This window comes from Kitasatospora sp. NPDC057965, assembly GCF_042887135.1.
Lineage (GTDB): Bacteria > Actinomycetota > Actinomycetes > Streptomycetales > Streptomycetaceae > Kitasatospora.
This window is the reverse complement of record NZ_JBHVPZ010000021.1, coordinates 1-21,392: the sequence shown is the minus strand read 5'-3', so window position 1 is coordinate 21,392 and position 21,392 is coordinate 1. Positions and strand designations below refer to the sequence as shown.

General features: G+C 72.4%; 17 protein-coding genes, 1 rRNA gene and 1 riboswitch. Of the genes, 4 read left to right on the top strand and 14 right to left on the bottom strand.

Annotated features, from left to right (window positions below; translation table 11 throughout):
* Positions 1-23: 23 nt before the first annotated feature.
* The gene (locus ACFVVU_RS25820; RefSeq protein ID WP_380688837.1) at positions 24-1,529 is read right to left on the bottom strand and encodes a glutamate--cysteine ligase; all 1,506 of its coding nucleotides are present in this window, start codon (positions 1,527-1,529) and stop codon (positions 24-26) included.
* A 363-nt stretch (positions 1,530-1,892) separates the two neighbouring features.
* On the opposite strand from ACFVVU_RS25820, the gene ACFVVU_RS25815 reads away from it, so the two are divergent.
* Together ACFVVU_RS25815 and ACFVVU_RS25810 are read left to right on the top strand one after the other, a co-directional pair.
* Positions 1,893-2,513 carry a hypothetical protein gene (locus ACFVVU_RS25815; RefSeq protein ID WP_380688839.1) on the top strand — a complete coding sequence of 207 codons (621 nt, stop codon included), beginning with the start codon at positions 1,893-1,895 and terminating at the stop codon, positions 2,511-2,513.
* A 390-nt stretch (positions 2,514-2,903) separates the two neighbouring features.
* The gene (locus ACFVVU_RS25810; protein ID WP_266273201.1) at positions 2,904-3,095 is read left to right on the top strand and encodes a DUF5999 family protein; all 192 of its coding nucleotides are present in this window, start codon (positions 2,904-2,906) and stop codon (positions 3,093-3,095) included.
* Between the two features lie 124 nt (positions 3,096-3,219).
* Here the strand turns inward: ACFVVU_RS25810 and gcvP are convergent, their stop codons facing one another.
* Positions 3,220-6,120: an aminomethyl-transferring glycine dehydrogenase gene (gcvP, locus tag ACFVVU_RS25805; protein WP_380687760.1), complete on the bottom strand. Its 2,901-nt coding sequence runs from the start codon at positions 6,118-6,120 to the stop codon at positions 3,220-3,222.
* A gap of 240 nt (positions 6,121-6,360) precedes the next feature.
* A riboswitch (glycine riboswitch) is annotated at positions 6,361-6,464 on the bottom strand.
* Between the two features lie 215 nt (positions 6,465-6,679).
* Here gcvP and ACFVVU_RS25800 point away from each other — a divergent pair.
* Positions 6,680-7,831: a DUF2382 domain-containing protein gene (locus ACFVVU_RS25800; protein WP_387792448.1), complete on the top strand. Its 1,152-nt coding sequence runs from the start codon at positions 6,680-6,682 to the stop codon at positions 7,829-7,831.
* A 156-nt stretch (positions 7,832-7,987) separates the two neighbouring features.
* The gene (locus ACFVVU_RS25795) at positions 7,988-9,478 is read left to right on the top strand and encodes an MFS transporter (protein ID WP_387792446.1); all 1,491 of its coding nucleotides are present in this window, start codon (positions 7,988-7,990) and stop codon (positions 9,476-9,478) included.
* 147 nt (positions 9,479-9,625) lie between these two features.
* Here the strand turns inward: ACFVVU_RS25795 and ACFVVU_RS25790 are convergent, their stop codons facing one another.
* The 12 genes from ACFVVU_RS25790 to rrf all read right to left on the bottom strand — a co-directional run.
* Entirely contained in the window at positions 9,626-11,023 is a 1,398-nt protein-coding gene (locus ACFVVU_RS25790) for a DNA polymerase IV (RefSeq protein ID WP_387792445.1), read from the bottom strand.
* A 52-nt stretch (positions 11,024-11,075) separates the two neighbouring features.
* Positions 11,076-11,780, bottom strand: coding sequence for a vancomycin high temperature exclusion protein (locus ACFVVU_RS25785; RefSeq protein WP_380690053.1), 705 nt, complete (start codon positions 11,778-11,780; stop codon positions 11,076-11,078).
* Positions 11,781-11,914: 134 nt separating this feature from the next.
* On the bottom strand, positions 11,915-12,577 hold the full coding sequence (locus ACFVVU_RS25780) for a MerR family transcriptional regulator (protein WP_380685773.1): 663 nt from the start codon (positions 12,575-12,577) through the stop codon (positions 11,915-11,917).
* A 260-nt stretch (positions 12,578-12,837) separates the two neighbouring features.
* Positions 12,838-13,314 carry a bifunctional nuclease family protein gene (locus ACFVVU_RS25775; RefSeq protein ID WP_030062493.1) on the bottom strand — a complete coding sequence of 159 codons (477 nt, stop codon included), beginning with the start codon at positions 13,312-13,314 and terminating at the stop codon, positions 12,838-12,840.
* Between the two features lie 86 nt (positions 13,315-13,400).
* The gene (locus ACFVVU_RS25770) at positions 13,401-14,096 is read right to left on the bottom strand and encodes a MerR family transcriptional regulator (protein ID WP_380685775.1); all 696 of its coding nucleotides are present in this window, start codon (positions 14,094-14,096) and stop codon (positions 13,401-13,403) included.
* Between the two features lie 179 nt (positions 14,097-14,275).
* Complete coding sequence (locus tag ACFVVU_RS25765) at positions 14,276-15,148, bottom strand: FHA domain-containing protein (RefSeq protein ID WP_355369013.1); 873 nt, start codon at positions 15,146-15,148, stop codon at positions 14,276-14,278.
* A 115-nt stretch (positions 15,149-15,263) separates the two neighbouring features.
* Positions 15,264-16,304, bottom strand: a complete 1,041-nt coding sequence (locus tag ACFVVU_RS25760) for a DUF881 domain-containing protein (RefSeq protein WP_387792443.1) — start codon at positions 16,302-16,304, stop codon at positions 15,264-15,266.
* 55 nt (positions 16,305-16,359) lie between these two features.
* Entirely contained in the window at positions 16,360-16,692 is a 333-nt protein-coding gene (locus ACFVVU_RS25755; protein WP_344340336.1) for a small basic family protein, read from the bottom strand.
* Positions 16,689-17,822: a DUF881 domain-containing protein gene (locus ACFVVU_RS25750; protein ID WP_387792442.1), complete on the bottom strand. Its 1,134-nt coding sequence runs from the start codon at positions 17,820-17,822 to the stop codon at positions 16,689-16,691. The genes ACFVVU_RS25755 and ACFVVU_RS25750 overlap by 4 nt, the downstream gene beginning before the upstream one ends.
* A 141-nt stretch (positions 17,823-17,963) precedes the next feature.
* Positions 17,964-20,459 carry a sugar phosphate nucleotidyltransferase gene (locus ACFVVU_RS25745; RefSeq protein WP_380685784.1) on the bottom strand — a complete coding sequence of 832 codons (2,496 nt, stop codon included), beginning with the start codon at positions 20,457-20,459 and terminating at the stop codon, positions 17,964-17,966.
* A gap of 124 nt (positions 20,460-20,583) precedes the next feature.
* The gene (locus ACFVVU_RS25740; RefSeq protein ID WP_380685786.1) at positions 20,584-21,204 is read right to left on the bottom strand and encodes a CDP-alcohol phosphatidyltransferase family protein; all 621 of its coding nucleotides are present in this window, start codon (positions 21,202-21,204) and stop codon (positions 20,584-20,586) included.
* 97 nt (positions 21,205-21,301) lie between these two features.
* Positions 21,302-21,392: ribosomal RNA gene (gene rrf / locus ACFVVU_RS25735) — 5S ribosomal RNA — on the bottom strand; the annotation flags it as partial.

Sequence of the window (21,392 nt, the reverse complement as noted above, 5' to 3'; positions counted from 1 at the left end):
GCGCGCCCGGCGGGCCCGGGGCCCTACCCCACCGGCCAGGTGTGCACCGGCTCGCCGCCGCGCATGTGCTCCATGTACCGCCGGGTCATCGCCGCCAGCGCGGCCGGCCGGTCCATCCCGTACTGCTCGCGCAGCCGGTGGAAGGTCGCGACCTGCCAGGACGCCCCGTTGACCCGGCGCAGGCAGCGCTGCTCGATGATGCCGAGGTAGCGGTCCCGGTCGGCCGGCTCCACGCCCCACGCGTCCAGGCCCTGGTAGGCCATCGGGAGCAGCTCGTTGAGCACCAGGTCGACGGCGGAAACGGTGGTCAGCCCGCCGCCGCGCCCGGCCCGGCCCTGCCGCGGCCACTGGAACACCGCGTCGACGCCGTACCGGGCCGCCTGCTGGAAGTTCTCGTCGGCCCGCTCGAACGGCAGCCTGGTCCAGATCGGCCGGGGCTGCTCGGCCAGCACCCGCACCACGCCGTAGTAGAACGCCGCGTTGGCGAGCGTGTCGGCCACGGTCGGCCCGGCGGGCAGCGACCGGTTCTCCACCCGCAGGTGCGGCACCCCGCCGCTGACGTCGTACACCGGCCGGTTCCAGCGGTAGATGGTGCCGTTGTGCAGCCGCATCTCGGCCAGCCGGGGCACGCCGCCGGAGGCCAGCACCTTGGCCGGGTCCTCGTCGTCGCAGATCGGCAGCAGCGCCGGGAAGTACCGCAGGTTCTCCTCGAACAGGTCGTACGCCGAGTCCACCCAGCGCTCGCCGAACCAGGTGATCGGGCGCACGCCCTGCGCCTTGAGCTCCGCCGAACGGGTGTCACAGGCCTGCTGGAAGAGCACCGGCCGGGTCTCCCGCCACAGCTCCCGCCCGAACAGGAAGGGCGAGTTGGCCCCGAGCGCGAGCTGTGGCCCGCAGATCGCCTGGGCGGCGTTCCACACCGAGGAGAACCGCTGCGGCGTCACCTGGAGGTGCAGCTGGAGCGAGGTCGCGGCGGCCTCGGCCACCATGGTGATCGACTCCAGCTGGAGGTGCTCGACGCCCTCGATGTCCAGCGTGATGTCCTCGCCGCGGGCGGCCAGGATCTGGTCGCTGAGCAGGCTGTAGCGCTGGTTGTGGGACATCGCGTCGAGCCCGGTGTGGTCGAGTTCCAGGGTCGGCAGGATGCCCACCATCACGATCCGCGCACCGGCCTCGGCGGCCCGCCGGTCGGCGTACTTCAGCCCGGTGTCGAGCTCCTCGCGCAGTTCCTCGAAGACGTGCCCGAAGAGCCGGTGCGGCGCGATGTTGACCTCGATGTTGAAGCGGCCGAGCTCGGTCTGGAAGTCGGCGGAGCCGATCGAGGTGAGCACCTGGGCGTTGTTCAGCAACGGCAGGCCCTGCTCGTCGGCGAGGTTGAGCTCGATCTCCACGCCCAGGACGCCCTTCGGGCGGTCGAAGCGGTCCTCGCGCAGCATCCGGCCGAGCGCGTCCAGGCAGGACTGGAGCTTGCGCCGGTACATCTGCCGGTCCGAAAGGTCCGCCCGGGTCGCCACGACCTTCTCGCCCATGGTCTCCTCCTCAAGAGCCGGCCGGCCCCCGACCGTGCAAGCATCATGCCCACCCCGAAGATCGATACCCGAAAGCTTCGATTGGCTTGCATTGCAAGGAAACTGATGCTGTTTCAGCTCATCTGCCGACTTGCCCGGGGCCACCGCCTGTGATAAACAGGTCACCCTGTGCACCTGTTCGAGTAGAATTCGCACTGCGCCACGGCCCGGCCGCCCATCGCCGCGAGATCCGGCGACGACGGCCGCGCCGGCACCGCGATCCTGCCCAACCGGACAAGGCCCAGGTCCCGTCACCGCCGACGCACCAGCCATGCCGGTATGCCGCACTCGCACGCCGATCTCGCACGGAGAGGCGACCTTGCCATGACTCTGCAGACCCCCCAGCCCCCGCCCAGTGCCCTGCGCGCGGTTCTCGCCGCGCTCGACTCGGAGACCGCGCTGCGCCAACCCGCCGCCGCCGCGCTGCGTCATCCGACCGGGCCGCTCCTCCCCGCGCACCCGCTCGCCGTCCACGTCCTGGAGGGGCCGCGGGCCGAACTCGCCGCCGCCCGGCGGACGGGGTGGCGCTTCCTCATCAAGGACGGCACCGAGGTGGCCGCCGCCGCCGAGGTGGTGCAGGGGGCGGAGGGCCACACCTTCTCCCACTTCACCGCCGGTCCGTACCTGGACTCCACGCTCCGGGCGCTGCGCGAGGCCTGGCAGCTCGCCCAGTCCGCGCGGTTCCGCTGCCAGCCGCGGCTGCTGACCTTCCCCGGTCAGTACGCGACGGCCCTGTGGCTGCACAGCCCGGACGGCGCCGCCGGCACCGACCTGCTGATCCCGCTGGCCCCGGCACCGATGGGCGTCACCGCGCACCGCGCCCACCCGGCCGTCGAGCTGCTGCCGCTGCTGGCCCGGACGCCGGTCGCCCGGACCGCGATCGACCCCCGTCCGCTGCTGCTCGGCGCGACGGACTCCGCCCGGCTCGCCTCCGGGGCGCACTGAGGGCCGGCCCGCGGAACCCCCGCCCGCCCCGTCCCGCGACCCGTCGCCCGACCCACCGTCACTCGGACGGGCGATCCGGACGGGTCATCCGGCATGGCCCTTCCGGGCCGTCCGCCGGATGGCCCGTCCGGTGCCGCCGACAGCCCCCGACCACCTGAACGGGTGATCTCTGCCCGGGGGTTGTGGCGCATGTCACGAAATCGCTGCGCGCGCGCCTCCGGATGCCGACACTGGGAACCAGCGTGGAAGGACCTCCTGTCCTACCCACATGAGCGCCGGTCCACACCTGGCCCGGCGCCCGGACAGAATCCGACCACCGCGGCGGCGCCCGCCGGCCACCGGCGACACCTCGTCACGGGGAGGATCGCAGAGCGAAGCGAGGGTACGCGTATGTGCCAGCACCGTCCTGAGTGCCCGTCGGCCGAGTCCGAGGACCGCGAGGCCGCCGTCCCGGTGGCCTGTCACCCGGAGCAGGGGTGGAGCCTGCTGTGCAACGGCGTCCTGCTGTTCGAGGACACCGGTGAGCTGCTGCCCGACGGCCGGGTGATCGCCCCGCGCCGCCCGGCCGCGAGCGCGGTCTGAGCCGCCCGCCGGGACGCCACGGGGAAACGGGCCGGACGGGCAGGGCCCCGGCGGACGGATCCGCCGGGGCCCTGCCGTGTGCCGTGTGTGCGCCCTGCCCGCGGGACGCCGTACGGCCTGCGCGTCAGACGCCGTACTCGTCCAGCGGCGGGCAGGAGCAGACCAGGTTGCGGTCGCCGTACGCGCCGTCGATGCGGCTGACCGGGGGCCAGTACTTGTCCGCCGGGTTCACGCCGGCCGGGAAGACCGCCTCCTGACGGGTGTAGCCGTGCGCCCAGTCGCCGGCCAGCTCGGCGGCGGTGTGCGGGGCGTTGTGCAGCGGGTTGTCCTCGGCCGCCCACTCGCCCGAACCGACCTTGTCGATCTCGGCCCGGATCTCGATCATCGCGTCGCAGAAGCGGTCGATCTCGTAGAGGTCCTCGGACTCGGTCGGCTCGATCATCAGCGTGCCGGCCACCGGGAAGGACATGGTCGGCGCGTGGAAACCGTAGTCGATCAGGCGCTTGGCGATGTCGTCCACCGTCACGCCGGTGTCCTTGGTGAGCGGGCGCAGGTCGATGATGCACTCGTGCGCCACCAGGCCGCCGGGGCCGGTGTAGAGCACCGGGAAGTGCGGCGCCAGCCGCTTGGCGATGTAGTTGGCGTTCAGCACCGCGACCTGGGTGGCGCGCTTGAGGCCCTCGCCGCCCATCAGCCGGACGTACGACCAGGAGATCGGCAGGATGCCCGCCGAACCCCACGGGGCGGCCGAGATCGGGCCGACACCGGTGGCCGGACCGGCCTCCGCCTGGAGCGGGTGGTTGGGCAGGTACGGCGCGAGGTGCTCGCGCACCGCCACCGGGCCGACGCCCGGGCCGCCACCGCCGTGCGGGATGCAGAAGGTCTTGTGCAGGTTCAGGTGCGAGACGTCCGCGCCGAACTTGCCCGGCTTGGCCAGGCCGACCAGCGCGTTCAGGTTGGCGCCGTCGACGTACACCTGGCCGCCGGCCTCGTGCACCAGGCCGCAGATCTCGGTGATCTGGGTCTCGTACACGCCGTGGGTGGACGGGTAGGTGACCATCAGCACGGCGAGGCTGTCGCGGTGCTGCTCGATCTTGGCCTTCAGGTCCTCGACGTCGACGTCGCCGTCGACCAGGGTCTTGACCACGACCACGCGCATGCCGGCCATCACCGCGGAGGCGGCGTTGGTGCCGTGCGCGGAGGACGGGATGAGGCAGACGTCGCGCTGGGTGTCGCCGTTGGCGTGGTGGTAGGCGCGCACGGCCAGCAGGCCGGCCAGCTCGCCCTGGGAGCCGGCGTTCGGCTGGATGGAGACGGCGTCGTAGCCGGTCACCTCGACCAGCTGCCGCTCCAGACCGCGGATCAGGGTGAGGAAGCCCTCGGCCTGGTCGACCGGGGCGAAGGGGTGCAGCTGGCCGAACTCCGGCCAGGTCACCGACTCCATCTCGGTGGTCGCGTTGAGCTTCATGGTGCAGGAGCCCAGCGGGATCATGCCGCGGTCCAGCGCGTAGTCCCGGTCCGACAGGCGGCGCAGGTAGCGCAGCATGGCGGTCTCCGAGCGGTGGCTGTGGAAGACCGGGTGGGTGAGGTACTCGTCCTCGCGCAGCAGCGCGGCGGGCAGCGCGTCGGCGCCCTCCGCGACCTCGACGCCCTCGACGCCGAACGCGGCCCAGACGCCCGCCAGGTGCTCACGGGTGGTGGTCTCGTCGGTGGAGACCGAGATCCGGTCCGCGCCGTCCTGGAAGACGTTGATGCCGTTGGCGCGGGCGGCGGCGGCGATCTCCGCGGCGCGGCCGGGGACCACCGCGGTGACGGTGTCGAAGAACTCGCCGTGCAGCAGCTCGACGCCGCCGGCCCGCAGGCCCTCGGCGAGCGCGGCCGCGTAGCGGTGGGTGCGGCGGGCGATGTCGGCCAGGCCGTCCGGGCCGTGGTAGACGGCGTACATCGAGGCCATCACGGCGAGCAGCACCTGGGCGGTGCAGATGTTGCTGGTGGCCTTCTCGCGGCGGATGTGCTGCTCGCGGGTCTGCAGGGCCAGCCGGTAGGCGCGGTTGCCGTCGGCGTCGACCGAGACGCCGACCAGGCGGCCGGGCAGCGAGCGGGCGTACTCGGCGCGCACCGCGAGGTAGCCGGCGTGCGGGCCGCCGAAGCCCATCGGCACGCCGAAGCGCTGGGAGGTGCCGCAGGCGATGTCGGCGCCGAGCTCGGCCGGCGACTTCAGCAGGGTGAGCGCGAGCAGGTCGGCGGCGACGGCGACGATCGCGCCCAGGCCGTGGGCCTGCTCGATCACCGGGGCGAGGTCGCGGACCACGCCGGTGGCGCCGGGGTACTGGAGCAGCACGCCGAAGACACCGCGCTCGGCGATCTCGGCCGGGATGCCCTCGGACAGGTCGGCGACGACCACCTCGACGCCGGTCGGCACGGCGCGGGTGTTGATCACCGCGACGGTCTGCGGCAGGGTCTCGGCGTCGACCAGGAAGACGCCGCCCTTGACCTTGGTGACGCGGCGGGCCAGCGCCATCGCCTCGGCGGCCGCGGTGCCCTCGTCCAGCAGGGAGGAGCCGGAGGTGGGCAGACCGGTCAGGTCGGAGACCAGGGTCTGGAAGTTGAGCAGCGCCTCCAGGCGGCCCTGCGAGATCTCCGGCTGGTACGGCGTGTACGCGGTGTACCAGGCCGGGTTCTCCATGACGTTGCGCAGGATCACCGGCGGGGTGAAGGTGCCGTAGTAGCCCAGGCCGATCATCGACGTGAGCACGGTGTTGCGGCCGGCCAGGTCGCGCAGCTCGGCGAGGACCTGGGCCTCGCTGCGCCCGGCGGGCAGGTCGAGCGCGGTGATCGAGCGGATGGCCTCGGGGACGGCGGCGGTGGCCAGCTCGTCCAGCGAGGCGTACCCGACCTGGGCCAGCATCTTCTCCTGCGCGGCGGCGTCGGGGCCGATGTGGCGGTTCTCGAAGGGGCTGGCCTGTTCGAGCTCGGTGAGGGTCGCGGGGGTGGTGGGGCGTCCCGAGTTCGGCTGGGCGTTCATGGTGGTCGAGGCCTCCTGGTCACGGACCGGCGGGGGTGCGCACGCCGGGCGCCTCGCCGCTGCGGACAACAGCGGAGCGGACCGGTCGGACGAACCCGACAGGCCTCCCCCTCTGTCATCGGGACCTGAGAGCTTCGCCCGCACGGAGCGCCGTGGGACGCCCCGCCGGCTTGCACCGTCGGTGAGGGTGGGGTCCGCCGGCTCCCTCGCCCGCGATCCTGCCCTGCTTTCCAGAGTGACCTATCCCGCACGGTACGGATGCCTGAGAGATTCCGGGGAGGAGTTGCTCCTTCGGCGCCACGACCAGCGGGTTCCGCTGTCGAGGACTCTCCCGAGCGGGCTCGGCGGTCGCGCCCAGGGTACCAGCGGGAGGCACCGCGATCACGGGTGCGTCAGGTCCTTCGACGACTTCACCGCTGTCAGCGGCCGTGCCCCGGTCGGCGCAGCCCCGGGCCCGTCCGGCCGCATCCCGCTCGCGTGCGCCCGTTTCATGGCTTTTGGTGTGAAGTGGCACTGTCCTGCGGGCGTTTCCGCGAGCCCACCGCACTGGAGGAAAAGAGTGCAGACCGACATCGACCCCCGGGACCTCATCGGCCACAAGGCGGTGGACCGCAACGGGGACAAGATCGGCACCATCGACGAGGTGTACCTGGACGACTCCACCGGCCGCCCCGAGTGGGCCGCCGTCCGGACCGGCATCTTCGGCCGGGACGCCTTCGTCCCGCTGACCACGAGCGAGTTCTCCGGCGACGAGCTGCGGGTGCCGTACGACAAGTCCCTGGTGAAGGAGTCGCCGGACTTCGGCGTGGGCCAGCACCTGTCGCCCGCCCAGGAGCTCCAGCTCTACCGCTACTACGGGCTGGACACCCCGGCGGAGGGGCGGCCGTCGGCGCCGGGCCAGGGCCCCTCGGAGAAGCCGGCCGACCTCGACTTCGGCACCACCGCGGACACCGGCACCACCGTCGCACCCACGAACCCGCCCGCCCCGAACGCGACGGGAGCCCCGGCCGGGACGGGCGCCCCGAACGCGACGGCCGCCACCAACGGAACGGGAGCGGTCAGCGGAACCGGCGCCTCACGCCCGGCCAAGCAGCTCACCTTCCACCGGGCGGCCGACCTCGACAAGCCGGCCGACGCCGCGCCGGAGACCCGCGCACGGACCTTCGCCGCTCCCCCGGCCGCGCCCACCGCGCCCCACCCCGCCACCGAGCCGCGGCCGCACCCCGCGCGGCGGCCCGAGACCGGCCCGGCCGCCTCCTCCCCCACCGGCCCGGTGGAGATCACCTGCCGCGAGGAGCGCCTGGACGTCACCACCGAGTGGCATGTGATCGGCACCGCGAAGCTGCGCAAGTACGTGACCAGCGAGCAGGTGGAGCGCCGGATCCCGGTGGTCCGCGAGCGGGTCCGGGTCGAACGGGTGCCGGTCGGCGAGGCCGAGCGGGCCACGCTCGACGAGAAGGAGATCGCCGAGGCGGTGGAGGAGGTCACCCTGCGCGAGGAGCGTCCGGTGGTCCGCAAGTACCTGGCGCCGGTCGAACGGGTCCGGCTGGTGGTCGAGCGGTACACCACTGAGGAGGTGATCCGCGAGGAGCTGCGGCGCGAGCAGGTCGAGGTCCACGACAACGCCGCGGCCACGGCGGCCTTCCCGAGTTCGCCGCCGCCCGCCGCCCCGGCCCCGGCCCGCCCCGTTCCGGACCGCCCGCTCGTCTGACGGCGGGCTCCCGCTCCCCCTTGCCGCAGGACCCCGGCCGCTCCCGGCCGGGGTCCTTCCTTTTTACCAAGGCTTAACCAATGAATATTTGACACACTGAAGTATCCCCCTGCATGGTTACTTCAGTTCATTCACTATGTACGGGAGGAAGCAACCGTGAGTGAGGCACCACAGCCCACCACCGCGGCCGAGAAGCAGAGCAGCGCCCGGGTCCTGCCGGCCCTCATCCTGGCGATGCTGTCGTTCAGCGTGGTGCAGACCGCGGTCGTCCCGATCCTGCCCTCGCTCGCCAAGGAACTGAGCGTCTCCGGCTCCAGCATCACCTGGCTGATGACGGCCAACCTGCTGTCGGCCGCCGTGCTGACCCCCCTGCTGGGCCGCTTCGGCGACCTCCGCGGCCGCAAGCCGATGCTGCTGATCTCGCTCGGCGGCCTGGTCGCGGGCTCCGCACTCGCGGTCTCCACCCACTCCTTCACCTGGCTGGTCGTCGCCCGCGTGCTGCAGGGCGCCGGCGGTGGCGTGCTGCCGCTCGCCATCAGCATCGTCCGCGACGAACTGCCCAAGCAGAAGGTCACCGGCGGCGTCGCCGCCATCAGCGCCTCGATGGGCGTCGGCAGCGGCCTCGGCCTGGTCGCCACCGGCCTGCTGCTGGAGCACTGGAGCTACAAGTCGATCTTCTGGATGGGCCTGGTCTTCGGCCTGATCGCGGTCGCCCTGGTCGCCCTGCGGGTGCCCACCGACCCGGTCACCGACAAGGACGGCGGCGCCGACCCGCTCGGCGCGATCGCCCTCGCCGGCTGGCTCTCCGCCCTGCTGGTCGCCGTCAGCCAGGGCAACCACTGGGGCTGGACCTCCACCAAGACCCTCGGCCTGTTCGCCGTCGCCGCCGTGGTCGCCCTGATCTGGGGAGTCATCGAGGTCAAGGTCGCGCACCCGCTGGTCGACATGAAGATGATGTCGCGCCCCGCCGTCGCCTTCACCAACCTGGCCGGCCTGCTGATCGGCTTCGGCATGTACGGCTCCTTCATGGTCATCAGCAACTTCGCCCAGACCCCGGAGAAGCTCGCCCACTACGGCTTCACCGCCACCGTGCTGCACGCCGGCGTGATGCTGCTGCCCTCCGCCCTCGGCTCGATGGTCGCCGCCCCGCTCGGCGCGCTGCTGATCGCCCGCCGCGGCCCGCGCCTGCCGCTGGTCCTCGGCGGCGTCCTCGGCGCCGTCTCGATGGCCTACCTGGCCCTGCGGCACAGCCACGAGGGCGACATCTACCTCTCCTCGGCGATCTTCGGCCTCGGCATCGGCCTCGCCTTCTCGGCGATGCCCGCCTACATCAACGGCGCCGTCCCGGCCGAGCAGAGCGGCATCGCCAACGGCATGAACGCCGTGCTGCGCACCGTCGGCGGCGCGATCGGCACCGCCGTCATGGCCGCCGTCCTCACCGGCGACACCATGAAGCTGCCGATCCCGGTCTCGCTGCCCACCCTGGACGCCTACCGGCACGCCTTCTGGACCGCCGCCGTGGTCTGCGTCGTGGCCGGCGCCGTCCCGTTCCTCATCCGCTCCGTCAAGCCGGTCGCCAGCGTGACCACCGGCGGCCCGGCGGCGGACCTGACCTCCGGCCGGGAGCCGGTGAAGACCGACGCCTGACGAGGCGTCCGGCCCCGCGCCCAGGGACAGGGCGCGGGGACCGGACCCGGACGGTCACCGAGGGCATCGCGACCGTCCGAGGCCCGGAACGCACGCGGCCCCACCCGGCCCCCTGCCGGGTGGGGCCGCTTCGCGTCCGGGCCGTCCCTAGGCGTCGTCCTCCCGCTCCTCCGTCGTGCCCGGCCATCCCTCGCGCAGCGGCAGCGGCCGGGCCGGCTCCAGCGCGGGATCCTCGACCACGAAGGTCCGCACCCGCCCCGGCCCGCTCCACGGCGTCTCGAAGCGCACCGTCACCCGCCCCACCCCGCTGCCCTGCACCCACCCCGGCCCGAGCTCCGCATGACGCACGTCCTGCCCCGGCAGCCAGCGCCGCACCGCCACGGCCTCCTCCTCGACCGCCTCCGGCTCCTCCTCCGCCCCGCCCCCGGCGGCCTCGGCCTCCTCCCGGACGGCCTGCGCGAACAGGTCCTCCTGGGTGTAGTCGGCCAACTGCGCCACGCCGACGCCCAGCAGCCGCACCCCGCCCGTGATGTCCACCTGCGAGGCCAGCCGCCGGGCGGTCTCGACGATCACCGCCTCCTCGTCCGTCGGGCCGCGCAGCGTCTCCGAGCGGGTCAGCGTGGAGAAGTCGAAACGCCGGACCTTCAGCACCACCGTCCGACCCGAGCGCCCCGCCCCGCGCAGCCGCCGCACACAGCGCAGCGCCAGCGTCTCCACCTCGCGCAGCACCCGGTCCCGGTCCGCCAGGTCCACCTCGAAGGTGTCCTCCACCGAGACCGACTTGGCGTCCTGGTCCGCCACCACCGGCCGGTCGTCCAGGCCTATCGACATCTGGTGGACACCGGCCCCGTGCGCCCTGCCCAGCAGCTGCACCAGCTCCGGCTCCCCCGCCTCGGCGAGCTCGGCCACCGTGTTCAGCCCCGCCCGGCGCAGCACCTGCTCGGTGGCCGGGCCGATCCCCGGCAGCGCCCGCACCGGCATCGGCCCCAGCACCGCCCGCTCCCGCCCCGGCTCGATCAGCACCAGCCCGTCCGGCTTGGCCTGCTCGGAGGCGATCTTGGCCATCAGCTTCGAGCCCGCCGCCCCGACCGAGGCGGTCAGCCCGGTGCGCCGCTCGATGTCCGCCCGCAGGTCCTCCGCCAGCGCCAGCACCAGCCGCTCCCCCGTCCCGTGCTCCGCCTCGGCCAGCACCGGGCCGTACGGACCGGCCTCCAGGTCGACGAAGGCCTCGTCCAGGCTCAGCGGCTGCACCAGCGGCGACAGCTCCCGCAGCAGCGCCATCACCAGCTCGCTCACCTGCCGGTACGCCTCGAAACGGCCGGCCAGGAAGGCCGCGTTCGGGCAGAGCCGGCGCGCCTGCGCCATCGGCATCGCCGAGTGCACCCCGAACCGCCGCGCCTCGTAGGAGGCGGTCGACACCACCCCGCGCCCGCCCAGCCCGCCGACGATCACCGGCTTGCCGCGCAGGCTCGGCTTGGCCGCCTGCTCCACCGACGCGAAGAAGGCGTCCATGTCGAGGTGGATGATGCTCGGCAGTGACCGCACCCGCCGATCATGCCCCACGGGTCCGACAACGCCGCCGAACCCGGCCGCCCGCTCAGCGCGCCGACCGCTCCGGGCCCGCGTCCGCCAGCGCCTGCGGTATGCCCGGCTCGCGCGGGCCGAGGAACAGCGGGTCCGGCCGCAGCCAGGCGTTCAGCGCCGCCTTCCCGGCCCCCGGGATCTCCCGGAACCCGCCGTACAGCCAGGTCGCGTCCCGCACCTCCGGCACCCCCACCGCGTAGGAGTCGATGCCCGCCGCCTCGCACAGCGCCAGCGCCCGCCGGACGTGGAAGTCCTGGCTGACCAGCACCGCCCGGTCCACCCCGAAGATCCGGTGCGCCCGGGTGCAGGAGTCCCAGGTGTCGAACCCCGCGTAGTCGCCGACCACCCGCACCTCCGGCACCCCGTGCTCGATCAGGTACCCCCGCATCGCGTCGGTCTCGTCGTAGCTCGTCCGGCCGTTGTCGCCGGTCACCAGGATCGCCTGGACCTTCCCCGTGCCGTACAGCTCCACCGCCGCGTCCAGCCGGTGCGCCAGGTACGGCGAGGGCTTGCCGTCGAACAGGCCGGCGCCGAACACCACCGCCACCGGCGCCGGGGGCGCGCTCGCCACCGTGCCGACCCGGTCCCCCGCCGCGAGCCACAGCCAGGCGCTCGGGGCGAGCGCCAGCGAGCAGCCGAACGTCACCAGCTGGAACAGCCTCCGCTGCACCGGCCGCCGGCGCAGCCGCAGACCGAGCCGCACCGCCCTGCGCGCCACCAGACCGGGGATCCCGTCACCGAACCGCCGCACATGCCCTCCCTCGTCCCGGCTCACCGGGCACGACGACGCCGTGGGCCCGGACGGTTCCCCGTCCGGGCCCACGGCGTGGCTCGAAGTCCTTGAGGCGTGTCCTAGACGGCCCGGTTGCGCCGCTGCGCCAGCTCGTCCGCCGGATCCTGGCCGACCACCGTCTCGCCGGTGTCGGTGCGCTCCCCGTGCAGCCGCACCAGGGTCAGCTCCAGCTCCCGCCAGACCGCTCCGACCGCGATCCCGAAGACCCCCTGGCCGCCCTTCATCAGGTCGACCACCTGCTGGGGCGTCGTGCACTCGTACACCGTCGCGCCGTCGCACATCAGCGTCAGCCCGGCCAGGTCGGCGATCTCGGCGGCCTGCAGATGGGCGACCGCCACCCGGATGTTCTGCAGCGAGACGCCGGCGTCCAGCAGCCGCTTGACGATCTTCAGCAGCAGGATGTCGCGGAAGCCGTAGAGCCGCTGGCTGCTCGCCGGGTACACCGAACGGACGCTGGGCTCCAGCAGGCCGGTGCGGGCCCAGTAGTCCAGCTGGCGGTAGGTGATCCCGGCCGCCGCGCAGGCGGTCGGGCCCCGGTAGCCGATCAGCTCGGACGTCGGCGAGAACCGCTCCAGGGCCGGCTGGCCGGGCTGTACCGCCGGGAACCGCCCCACCCGCGGCAGCTCCACCGTCCGGGGCAGTTCGGTCACCGTTCGGGTGGTGCGCGGCAGATGTACGGCGCACAGGCCTCCCGTGGCCACTTCATCGCCAGTGCCGGTCATGCCTACCTCCGTCCACTCGTGCTGCGGGCAACCCAGACCGCGGGCGTCGGGCACCCGGGCAGCTCCTCCTGACGGTAGGCAGTCCCCCATGGCCCGTCAACGATCGCCACGCCGGGCCGAACAGACCACGTCACCCAGGAGAGTGGTTTTTCGTGCCCCTAGTGTGGGTAGGGGGAGGCATTTTGGCAAAACAGCCCCACCGCTTACGGCACTTCGGCCTTCCGGCCGGCTTCCGCAGCGCCCCCAGGCCGCCCCGCGCCCTACTGCGGGCCGCCCCCGCCGAAGTCCTCCGGCGACACCTGGTCGAGGAACTCGCGGAACTTCTCGACCTCGTCCTCCTGCTCGTCCGGGATCGCGATGCCCGCCTCCGCGAGCACCTCCTCGCTCCCGTAGATGGGCGTGCCGGTGCGCAGCGCCAGCGCTATCGCGTCGGACGGCCGGGCGCTCACCTCCACCCCGCCGGCGAAGACCAGCTCGGCGTAGAAGACGCCCTCGCGCAGATCGGTGATCCGGACCTCGGTGAGCTGCTGGCCGAGCGCCTCCAGGACGTCCTTGAACAGGTCGTGCGTCAGCGGGCGCACCGGCGTCATGCCCTGCTGGGCGAAGGCGATCGCGGTCGCCTCGCCGGGGCCGATCCAGATCGGCAGGTAGCGGTCGCCCCCGACCTCCCGGAGCAGCACGATCGGCTGGTTGGAAGGCATCTCCACCCGGACACCCACGACGTCGAGCTCATTCACACAGGCAACCCTATGGCTCCCGACCCGGATATGAAAGCGCAGCGCCGACGCCGCTGGTCAGCGGGGTGGGCACGAAGGGGCGGCCGCTACGAACGGATCCGCAGGCCGGCCTGGACCATCGCGGCGTGCAGCCGGACGGACAGCGTCGCGAGCTCCCGGGCGGTGGCCTCGGCGTGCGCCCGGGTCTGCGGGTTGCGGTGCCGCCGCAGCGGCGCCACCACCTGCTCGACCAGGGTGACCTCCCGGTCCGCGGCGGCCTTCATGGCCCGCAGGTGGCGCGGTTCGAGCCCGTACCGGCCGAGTTCGGCAACCAGCCGGGCGACCTGCAGCGCCTCGCCGTCGTAGCCGCCGTCCGGCCCGGGAGCGACCAGTCCGTAGGACTCCCACTCGGCCAGCTCGGCCTCACCGGCCTCGGCGGCCGCCAGCAGCTCGGCCCGGCCCAGCCGGACCCCGGCGGAGGCCTCGACCGAGGCGGTCAGCTCCCGGTCCGCCTCCTCCAGCGGCCCGGGCCGGGTGTCCGCGGCCCCGGGCAGCGCCGGTGGGCTCTCGCCGCGCTCGATCGCGTCGAGGTGCTCGCGGATCACCCGCAGCGGCAGGTAGTGGTCGCGCTGCATCCGCAGCACGTAGGCCAGCCGCTCGACGTCGGCCGGGCTGAACTTGCGGTACCCCGAGGGCGTGCGCTGCGGCTCGACCAGCCCCTCCGCCTCCAGGAAGCGGATCTTGGAGATGGTGACCTCGGGGAAGTCGTCGCGCAGGAAGGCCAGCACGGCGCCGATGCTCAACAGCTCGTCACCGCCGCGCCGCCGCCCGGCGGGCCGGTCCGGCCGGACCGGCTGCCTGGGGGCCGCGACCACCCCCCGCGCGCCCTGGTCCGGCCGGGGGCCGGACGACGCGGGGGTGGCCGCCCCGAGAGGAGAGGACGTGCTGTTCGGACTCACTCGGGCTCCTGCCGACGTTGGTTTCAGTACCCCCGGTTGTGGCTGGCGAAGAAGACCAGCCGGTACTTCCCGATCTGCACCTCGTCGCCGTTGTTCAGGGCGACCTCGTCGATCCGCTCCCGGTTGACGTAGGTGCCGTTGAGGCTGCCGACGTCGGCGACGGTGAAGCCGCCGCCCGGCGTCCGGCGGAACTCCACGTGCTTGCGGGAGACCGTGACGTCGTCCAGGAAGATGTCGCCCTGCGGGTGACGGCCGGCCGTCGTCTTGTCGGAGTCCAGCAGGAACCGGCTGCCCGAGTTCGGGCCGCGCTGGACGATCAGCAGGGCCGAGCCCGGGGGCAGGGCGTCGATCGCGGCCAGCACCTCGGCCGAGAGCGCCGGCGTGCCGGTCCCGGTCGTGGTGTTGGGGTCGTAGGACTCCAGGCCGGAGATCGAGATGGTCGAGGTGGTCTCGGCCGCCCCCTCGGGCAGCAGCCCGCCGCGCAGCGCCGTGCCGCAGTTGGAACAGAACCGGGCCGAGGCCGGGTTCTGGTTGCCGCACCTGGGGCACGGAGTGGGGCCAGCCATGTTCACAGCCTCCTGGCGCGGCACACCCGACGGGTTGTGCCCGGCGTACGGGTCCGGGGCAAACCCTCCACCAGAGGTTGAGGGTCCTGTCGGGAAACCTATGCGCGGGGCGCCGGAGGGGTCAACCGACGCGCCGTAGCCCGCCTGATTCCCCGCGTACTGGGCACCGTCCCGGAACAGCGGACGCTCGGCGTACTCCGCGCCCTCGGGGGCGGAGCGCATGCCCGGCACGGCGGGCTCGTCGTCCCGGCGGTGCAGCGCGGTGGGCGCCTCCGCCGCGGCCGCGTTGCGGCCCTTGTTACGACCGAACAACTTCGAGAAGAAACTCACGGGCGAATCCCCTTGCGTGTGACAGACCCGCCCGTGGGGCAGGGTGAGAACCTCGGACAGGATGCGGGCCCGGTCGTGAATCGGGCCGGCTGGAGCGGCGCTCCGAACGTGACAGTCACTTCGGAGCCGGTTTGGCGTACTGCGGCGTCTTCGGATCGACGATGGCGTCGACGACCACCTTCTGCTGCGGGGAGATCGTCGCGCGAGCCTGGTGGCTCTCCAGGGTACGGACCACGCCCCCCGGAATGTTCAACGCGGGCGTGAGGTCCTGCGGGTTCCCCACGACGGTGAAGCGGTAGGGCGCCGAGACCTTCTTGCCGTCGATCTGCACACCGCCGCCGGACACGTCCGTGAAGTAGGTGTTGACCACCACGCGCACATCGTTGATCTGAATCGCCTCCGCCCCCGCCGCTCGGAGTTCCTGCAGGGTGTCCAGCAGCATATCCGCCTTCACCTGCCCTTGGGGATCATCGACCGTCAGTACGATGCCCGGACCGGTGGCCCGGACGGTCCCGGCGAGGACGCCGAGCTCCGTCGCCTTCTTCCTGGTCTGCTCCTGGGCCTCCTTGGCCTGGTTGGAGCTGTTCTCCAACTTGGCCAGGGACTGCTCCAACTCCGCCTTCTCCTGCTGGAGACGCTGCTGACGGCTGTCCAGTTCGTCGAGGATGCGGACCAGGTCCTCCTGGCGCGCGCCACGCAACTGGCTGTGGTGGTCGTTGGTCGAGCGGACCTGGATCGCCAGGCCCAGGCCGAGCGAGAACAGCAGCAGGGCCACCACCAGCTGACCGCGCGACAGCCGCGGCGGCCACAGCGCGGCCATCAGCCGGCGCCGCCCGGCGTGCCGGTCGACGGTGTGGGCGGACACCGACATCGGAGCGTGCTCGGGCTCCTCCAGGTCCTCCTCGGGCTCCGGCTCCTCCTCGGGTTCCGGCGCCACGGCGTCCGACCCGGCGACCAGGACGGGCGTCCGTGCCGTCACCTCCGGCGCACGCGCGGGCGCGGGCGTCACCCCGGGGGCGCGCCCGGAACCGGACGGAACGACCACGGCCTCGGGCTCGACCGCGGCCACGGGCTCGACCTCGGGCTCGACCACCGGCTCGGTGGGCGCGCCCACCGCCTCGACCTCGGACCTTTCCCCTCGCTTCTCGTCCTGCACGACTTCTCCCGCCGATCCGTCCACTTTCTCCTCCGCCGCGCGCCCGCGGTCCGGCTCAGGCACGGAAGACATGGCGCCGGATCGCCGCGGCGTTGGAGAAGATGCGGATGCCGAGCACGACGACCACGCCCGTGGACAGCTGCGAGCCGACGCCCAACTGGTCCCCGAGGAAGACGATCAGCGCAGCCACCACCACGTTCGAGAGGAACGAGACGAAGAACACCTTGTCGTCGAAGATCCCGTCCAGCATCGCGCGGACGCCGCCGAACACCGCGTCCAGTGCCGCCACCACCGCGATCGGCAGGTAGGGCACCACGGCGTCGGGCACCTCGGGCTGGACGAAGAGTCCGACGACGACCCCGATCACGAGACCCAGTACGGCAATCACGGTGTAGCGGCTCCTGTCGCTGCGGCGGGCGACCCGGTGGTCGCGGTGGGCGGGTGGGAGGTGGTGGTTCTGGTGGGCGGGGCACTCGGCGAGCGCTTGCCGCTCGCCTTCGGCGACGGCGACGCCTCGGCGGACGGGCTGCCCGTCGACGGCGCGCCGGCCGTGGGGCTCCCGCTCGGGGCTCCGGTCCCGCTCGCGCCCGGACTCGCGCTCGGACTCGCGGAACCGCTCGCGCCCGCGCTCGGCGAGGCCTCGGGGGTGGCGGGCTGGACGGACCGCAGCGTGACGCCGACGGCCGCGGGAAGCGTGAGGCTCTTCTGCGGCGAGATGGTCGACTTGATGCCGTACTTCTCCTGCAGCAGCCGGAGGTACTGACCGGCCATGGCGTTCTCGAAGGCGCTCACCATCCGCGGCCCGTCCCCGAGCGCCTGCACCGTGTAGGGCGGCACCAGCGGCCGGTTGTCCACCAGCACGGCCTCACCGGCCGCGCGGATCGCCGAGAGCGCGGTGAGCCGCTGGCCGTTGATCGAGACGGCCTCCGCGCCCGAGGCCCAGAGTCCGTTCACCACCAGCTGCAGATCGCGGTCGCGCAGCCGCCCGCTGTTGGAGAAGCCCTGCCCGGCGCGCGGGTCGACGTTCCCGCCCCCGCCGGTGCCGGCCGCGTCCTCCACCACCAGCTTCACGCCCGGCCCGGTCACCTCACCGAGGCCCACCGCGCCGACCACCGCCGCCGCGTCGGTGTCGCCCGAGGCGAGCGCCTGCTGCTGGGTCGTCTCGACCTTCCGACGCAGGTCCTGGACCTGCTGCTGGAGGCGGTCGGCCGAACCGTTGGCGTCGTTGATCCGGTGGATCAGCGCGTCGCGCTCCTTGGCCAGCGTCGGCTCCGCCTTGTGCGCGTTCACCGCCCCGACCGTGACGACCGCGCCGACGAGCGCCAGTCCCGCCCCCAGCGTCAGCGCCCCGCGCAGGGTCCCTGGTATCCGGTACGGGCCGTCCCCGCCCCGCGCGGCCGCCGCCTCGGCGTAGCCCTCGTCCAGGCTGTGGTCCATCACATTGGTCAGCAGGGACATCGAGGCATCCGGACGGCTGAACCGTCCACTACTGGCACCCTGCCCCGGCGTCGCTGACATGGGGACCATCGTCCCATGTCGCGCGAGGGCCCGGCGCACGCCCCCTGACCTGCATACATGCCAAACCCGGCGGACCATGACCAACCGCCCGAAACGGACAGTGGGGCGGGACGGCCACCGCCGTCCCGCCCCGCCGCGGGCTCACCGCCCGGCGCTGTCGACCACCGCCGCCCACTCGTCGAGCAGGGCCTCGCTCGCCGCGTCGTCCGGGCCCTCGGCCCACAGGTGGGTGACCGCCTCGGCCGGGTCCGGCAGGACCAGCGTCCAGCGCCCGTCCGTCTCCACCACCCGGACGCCGTCGGTGGTGTCGAGCCGCCGGCTGCCGGCCGCCTCCACCACCGAACGCATCACCATGCCCTTCGCCGCCCACGGCGTCGCGATGTCCCGCCGGCGGATGTGTGCCTGCGGGATCCGCGCGTCGATCTGGCTCAGCGTGAGCTGGGTGCGGGCCACCAGGCCGACCAGCCGGACGAACGCCGCCGCCCCGTCCAGCACCCCGCTGAACTCGGGCACCACGAAACCACCGCGCCCGTCGCCGCCGAACACCGTGCCCTCGGCGGAGGCCGCCTTGGCCAGGTCGTCCGGCGTCGTGGTGGTCCAGATGACCTGGGTGCCGTGGTACGCCGCGACCTGCTCGGCGATCCGGGTCGTCGTCACCGGCAGCGCCACCTGCCCGCTCCGCCGCTCGGCCGCGACCAGGTCCAGCAGGACCAGCAGCGCCCGGTCGTCGTCGATCACCCGGCCCAGCTCGTCCACGAAGGCCACCCGCTCGCCCACCGGGTCGAAGCGCACGCCGAAGGCCGCGCGCGAGGAGGCGACCAGCTCCCCGAGCCGGGCCAGCCCGGCCCGCCGCTCCTCGGCGTCCTCGGTGGGCCGCGCCTCGTCGAGCCCGCTGGAGACGGTCAGCGCCTCCACCCCGAGCCGGCCGAGGATGCTCGGCAGGACGAGCCCCGCACTGCCGTGCGCGGTGTCCACGACCACCTTCAGCCCCGCCTCCCGCACGCCCGTGATGTCCACGGTCCGCAGCAGGTTGCCCGCGTAGGAGTCGAAGACGCTGGACGGGAAGGTGAGGTCGCCGATCTCGCCGGGGAAGGCCCGCCGGTACTCCTGCCGCGCGTACACGCGGTCGAGCTTGCGCTGGCCCGCCTGGGACAGGTCGGCCCCCCGCTCGTCGAAGAACAGGATGTCCAGCGAGTCCGGCACCCCGGGGGTGGTCCGCAGGAAGATCCCGCCCGCGCTGCCCCGCGCCGTGTGCTGCCGGGCCACCGGCATCGGCACGTTCTCCAGGTCGCGGACGTCGATCGCGCTGGTCTGCAGGGCGGAGATCATCGCCCGCTTGAGCGCGCGCGCACCACGCGAGTGGTCACGCGCGATGGTGACGGTCGCCCCCTTCTTCAGCGTCGTCGCGTACGCCCCGGCCAGCCGGACGGCCAGCTCCGGGGTGATCTCGACGTTGAGGATGCCGGAGACGCCGCGCACCCCGAACAGGTGCTCCTGTCCCCGGGACTCCCAGATCACCGAGGTGTTGACGACCGCGCCGGCCTCGATCGTCTTGAACGGGTAGACGCGGACGTTGGCCGCGATGATCGACTCCTCGCCGACCAGACACTCGTCCCCGATCACCGCCCCGTCCTCGATCCGCGCGGCCCGCATCACATCGGTGTTCTTGCCGACGACGCAGCCACGCAGATTGCTCTGCGGCCCGACGTAGACGTTGTCGTGGACGACCGCCCTGTGCAGGAAGGCGCCGCGCTTCACCACGACGTTGCTGCCGAGCACGGTGTGTTCGCGGATCTCCACCCCGGCCTCGACCTTGGCGTAGTCGCCGATGTACAGCGGACCGCGCAGCACCGCCTCCGGGTCCACCTCGGCGCCCTCGGCCACCCAGACGCCCGGGGAGATCTCGAATCCGTCGAGCTCGACGTCGACCTTGCCCTCCAGGACGTCCGCCTGGGCCTTGCCGTAGCTCTCGTGGGTGCCCACGTCCTCCCAGTAGCCCTCGGCCACGTAGCCGTAGACCCGCTTGCCCTCCTTGAGCAGCTGCGGGAACACGTCACTCGACCAGTCCACCGACTCGCCGGCCGCGACGTAGTCGAAGACCTCGGGCTCCATCACATAGATGCCGGTGTTCACCGTGTCCGAGAAGACCTGCCCCCAGGTCGGCTTCTCCAGGAAGCGCTCGACCCGGCCCTCGTCGTCGGTGATGGTGATCCCGAACTCCAGAGGGTTCGGCACCCTGGTGAGACAGACGGTGACCAGTGCGTTCTTGCTGCGGTGAAACTCGATCAATTCCGAGAGGTCGAAGTCCGTCAACGCGTCGCCGGAGATCACCAGAAAGGAGTCGTCCTTGAGAGCGTCCTCGGCGTTCTTGACACTCCCCGCAGTGCCTAGTGGGGTCTCCTCGTTCGCATAGGTGAGATGCATGCCCAGCTCTTCGCCGTCACCGAAGTAGTTCTTCACCAGTGAGGCCAGGAACTGGACGGTCACGACGGTGTCGGAGAGACCGTGCCGCTTCAGCAGCCGAAGCACGTGCTCCATGATCGGCCTATTGGCGACCGGAAGCAGCGGCTTCGGCATGCTGGAGGTCATCGGGCGAAGTCGAGTGCCTTCGCCCCCTGCCATAACAACGGCTTTCATTACGGGTGCGTCCTCCTTCGCGGTGGTGGGCCCTGCGGGTCCATCAAACCGTTCCAGAGGTGGTCTACCCGGAAGGTATGGTCCGACGCACCGTGGCGTCGTGGGAATTCTCTCAGATCACGTCTCAGACCGTGGACGCCGAGGAGCCGGCGTCACCGCGGATGATCTGCCGGGCCTGGACGGCGTAGAGAATGGCGGCCCACCAGTAGAGCACCGTGCCCCACCAGATGAACGCCCAGCTCACGACCTCGGCCGGCTGCGCGATCCAGGTGTCCCCGGAACCGAGCAGCAGAAGCGGAAAGGCGTACATCAGATTGAATGTCGCGGCCTTCCCCAGGAAACTCACCTGCAACGGTCCGTAGCCGTGCCGGTTGAGAATCGGCAGAAGCGCCGCGATAAACACCTCACGGGCCAGCAGGATCGCCGTCAGCCACCACGGCAGGATCTCACGCCAGGTCAGACCGACCAGGGTGGAGAACACATAGAGCCGGTCCGCCAACGGGTCGAGCAGCTGCCCCACCCGGCTGATCTGGCCCCACCGCCGGGCGAGTTTCCCGTCCAGGTAATCACTGATGCCACTCAGCATCAGAATCAGCAAGGCCCAACCGTCGTTGTTCGGTCCGTCGAACACCGGCCAGAGGATCAGCCAGAGGAAGAGCGGAACACCGACCAGCCGGCCCATGCTCAGCAGGTTGGGGATGGTGAGGACGCGATCGGTCTGGACCCGCGTCTCCTGGACCTCCACCCGGGGGCCTCCTGTCACGTATAGCAACTACTGCATGTTGACCTTACAACAGAGAAGCCCCCGACCGATGACCGGCGGGGGCTTCTCCAGAATATTTGTTCGGCGGCGTCCTACTCTCCCACAGGGTCCCCCCTGCAGTACCATCGGCGCTGTGAGGCTTAGCTTCCGGGTTCGGAATGTAACCGGGC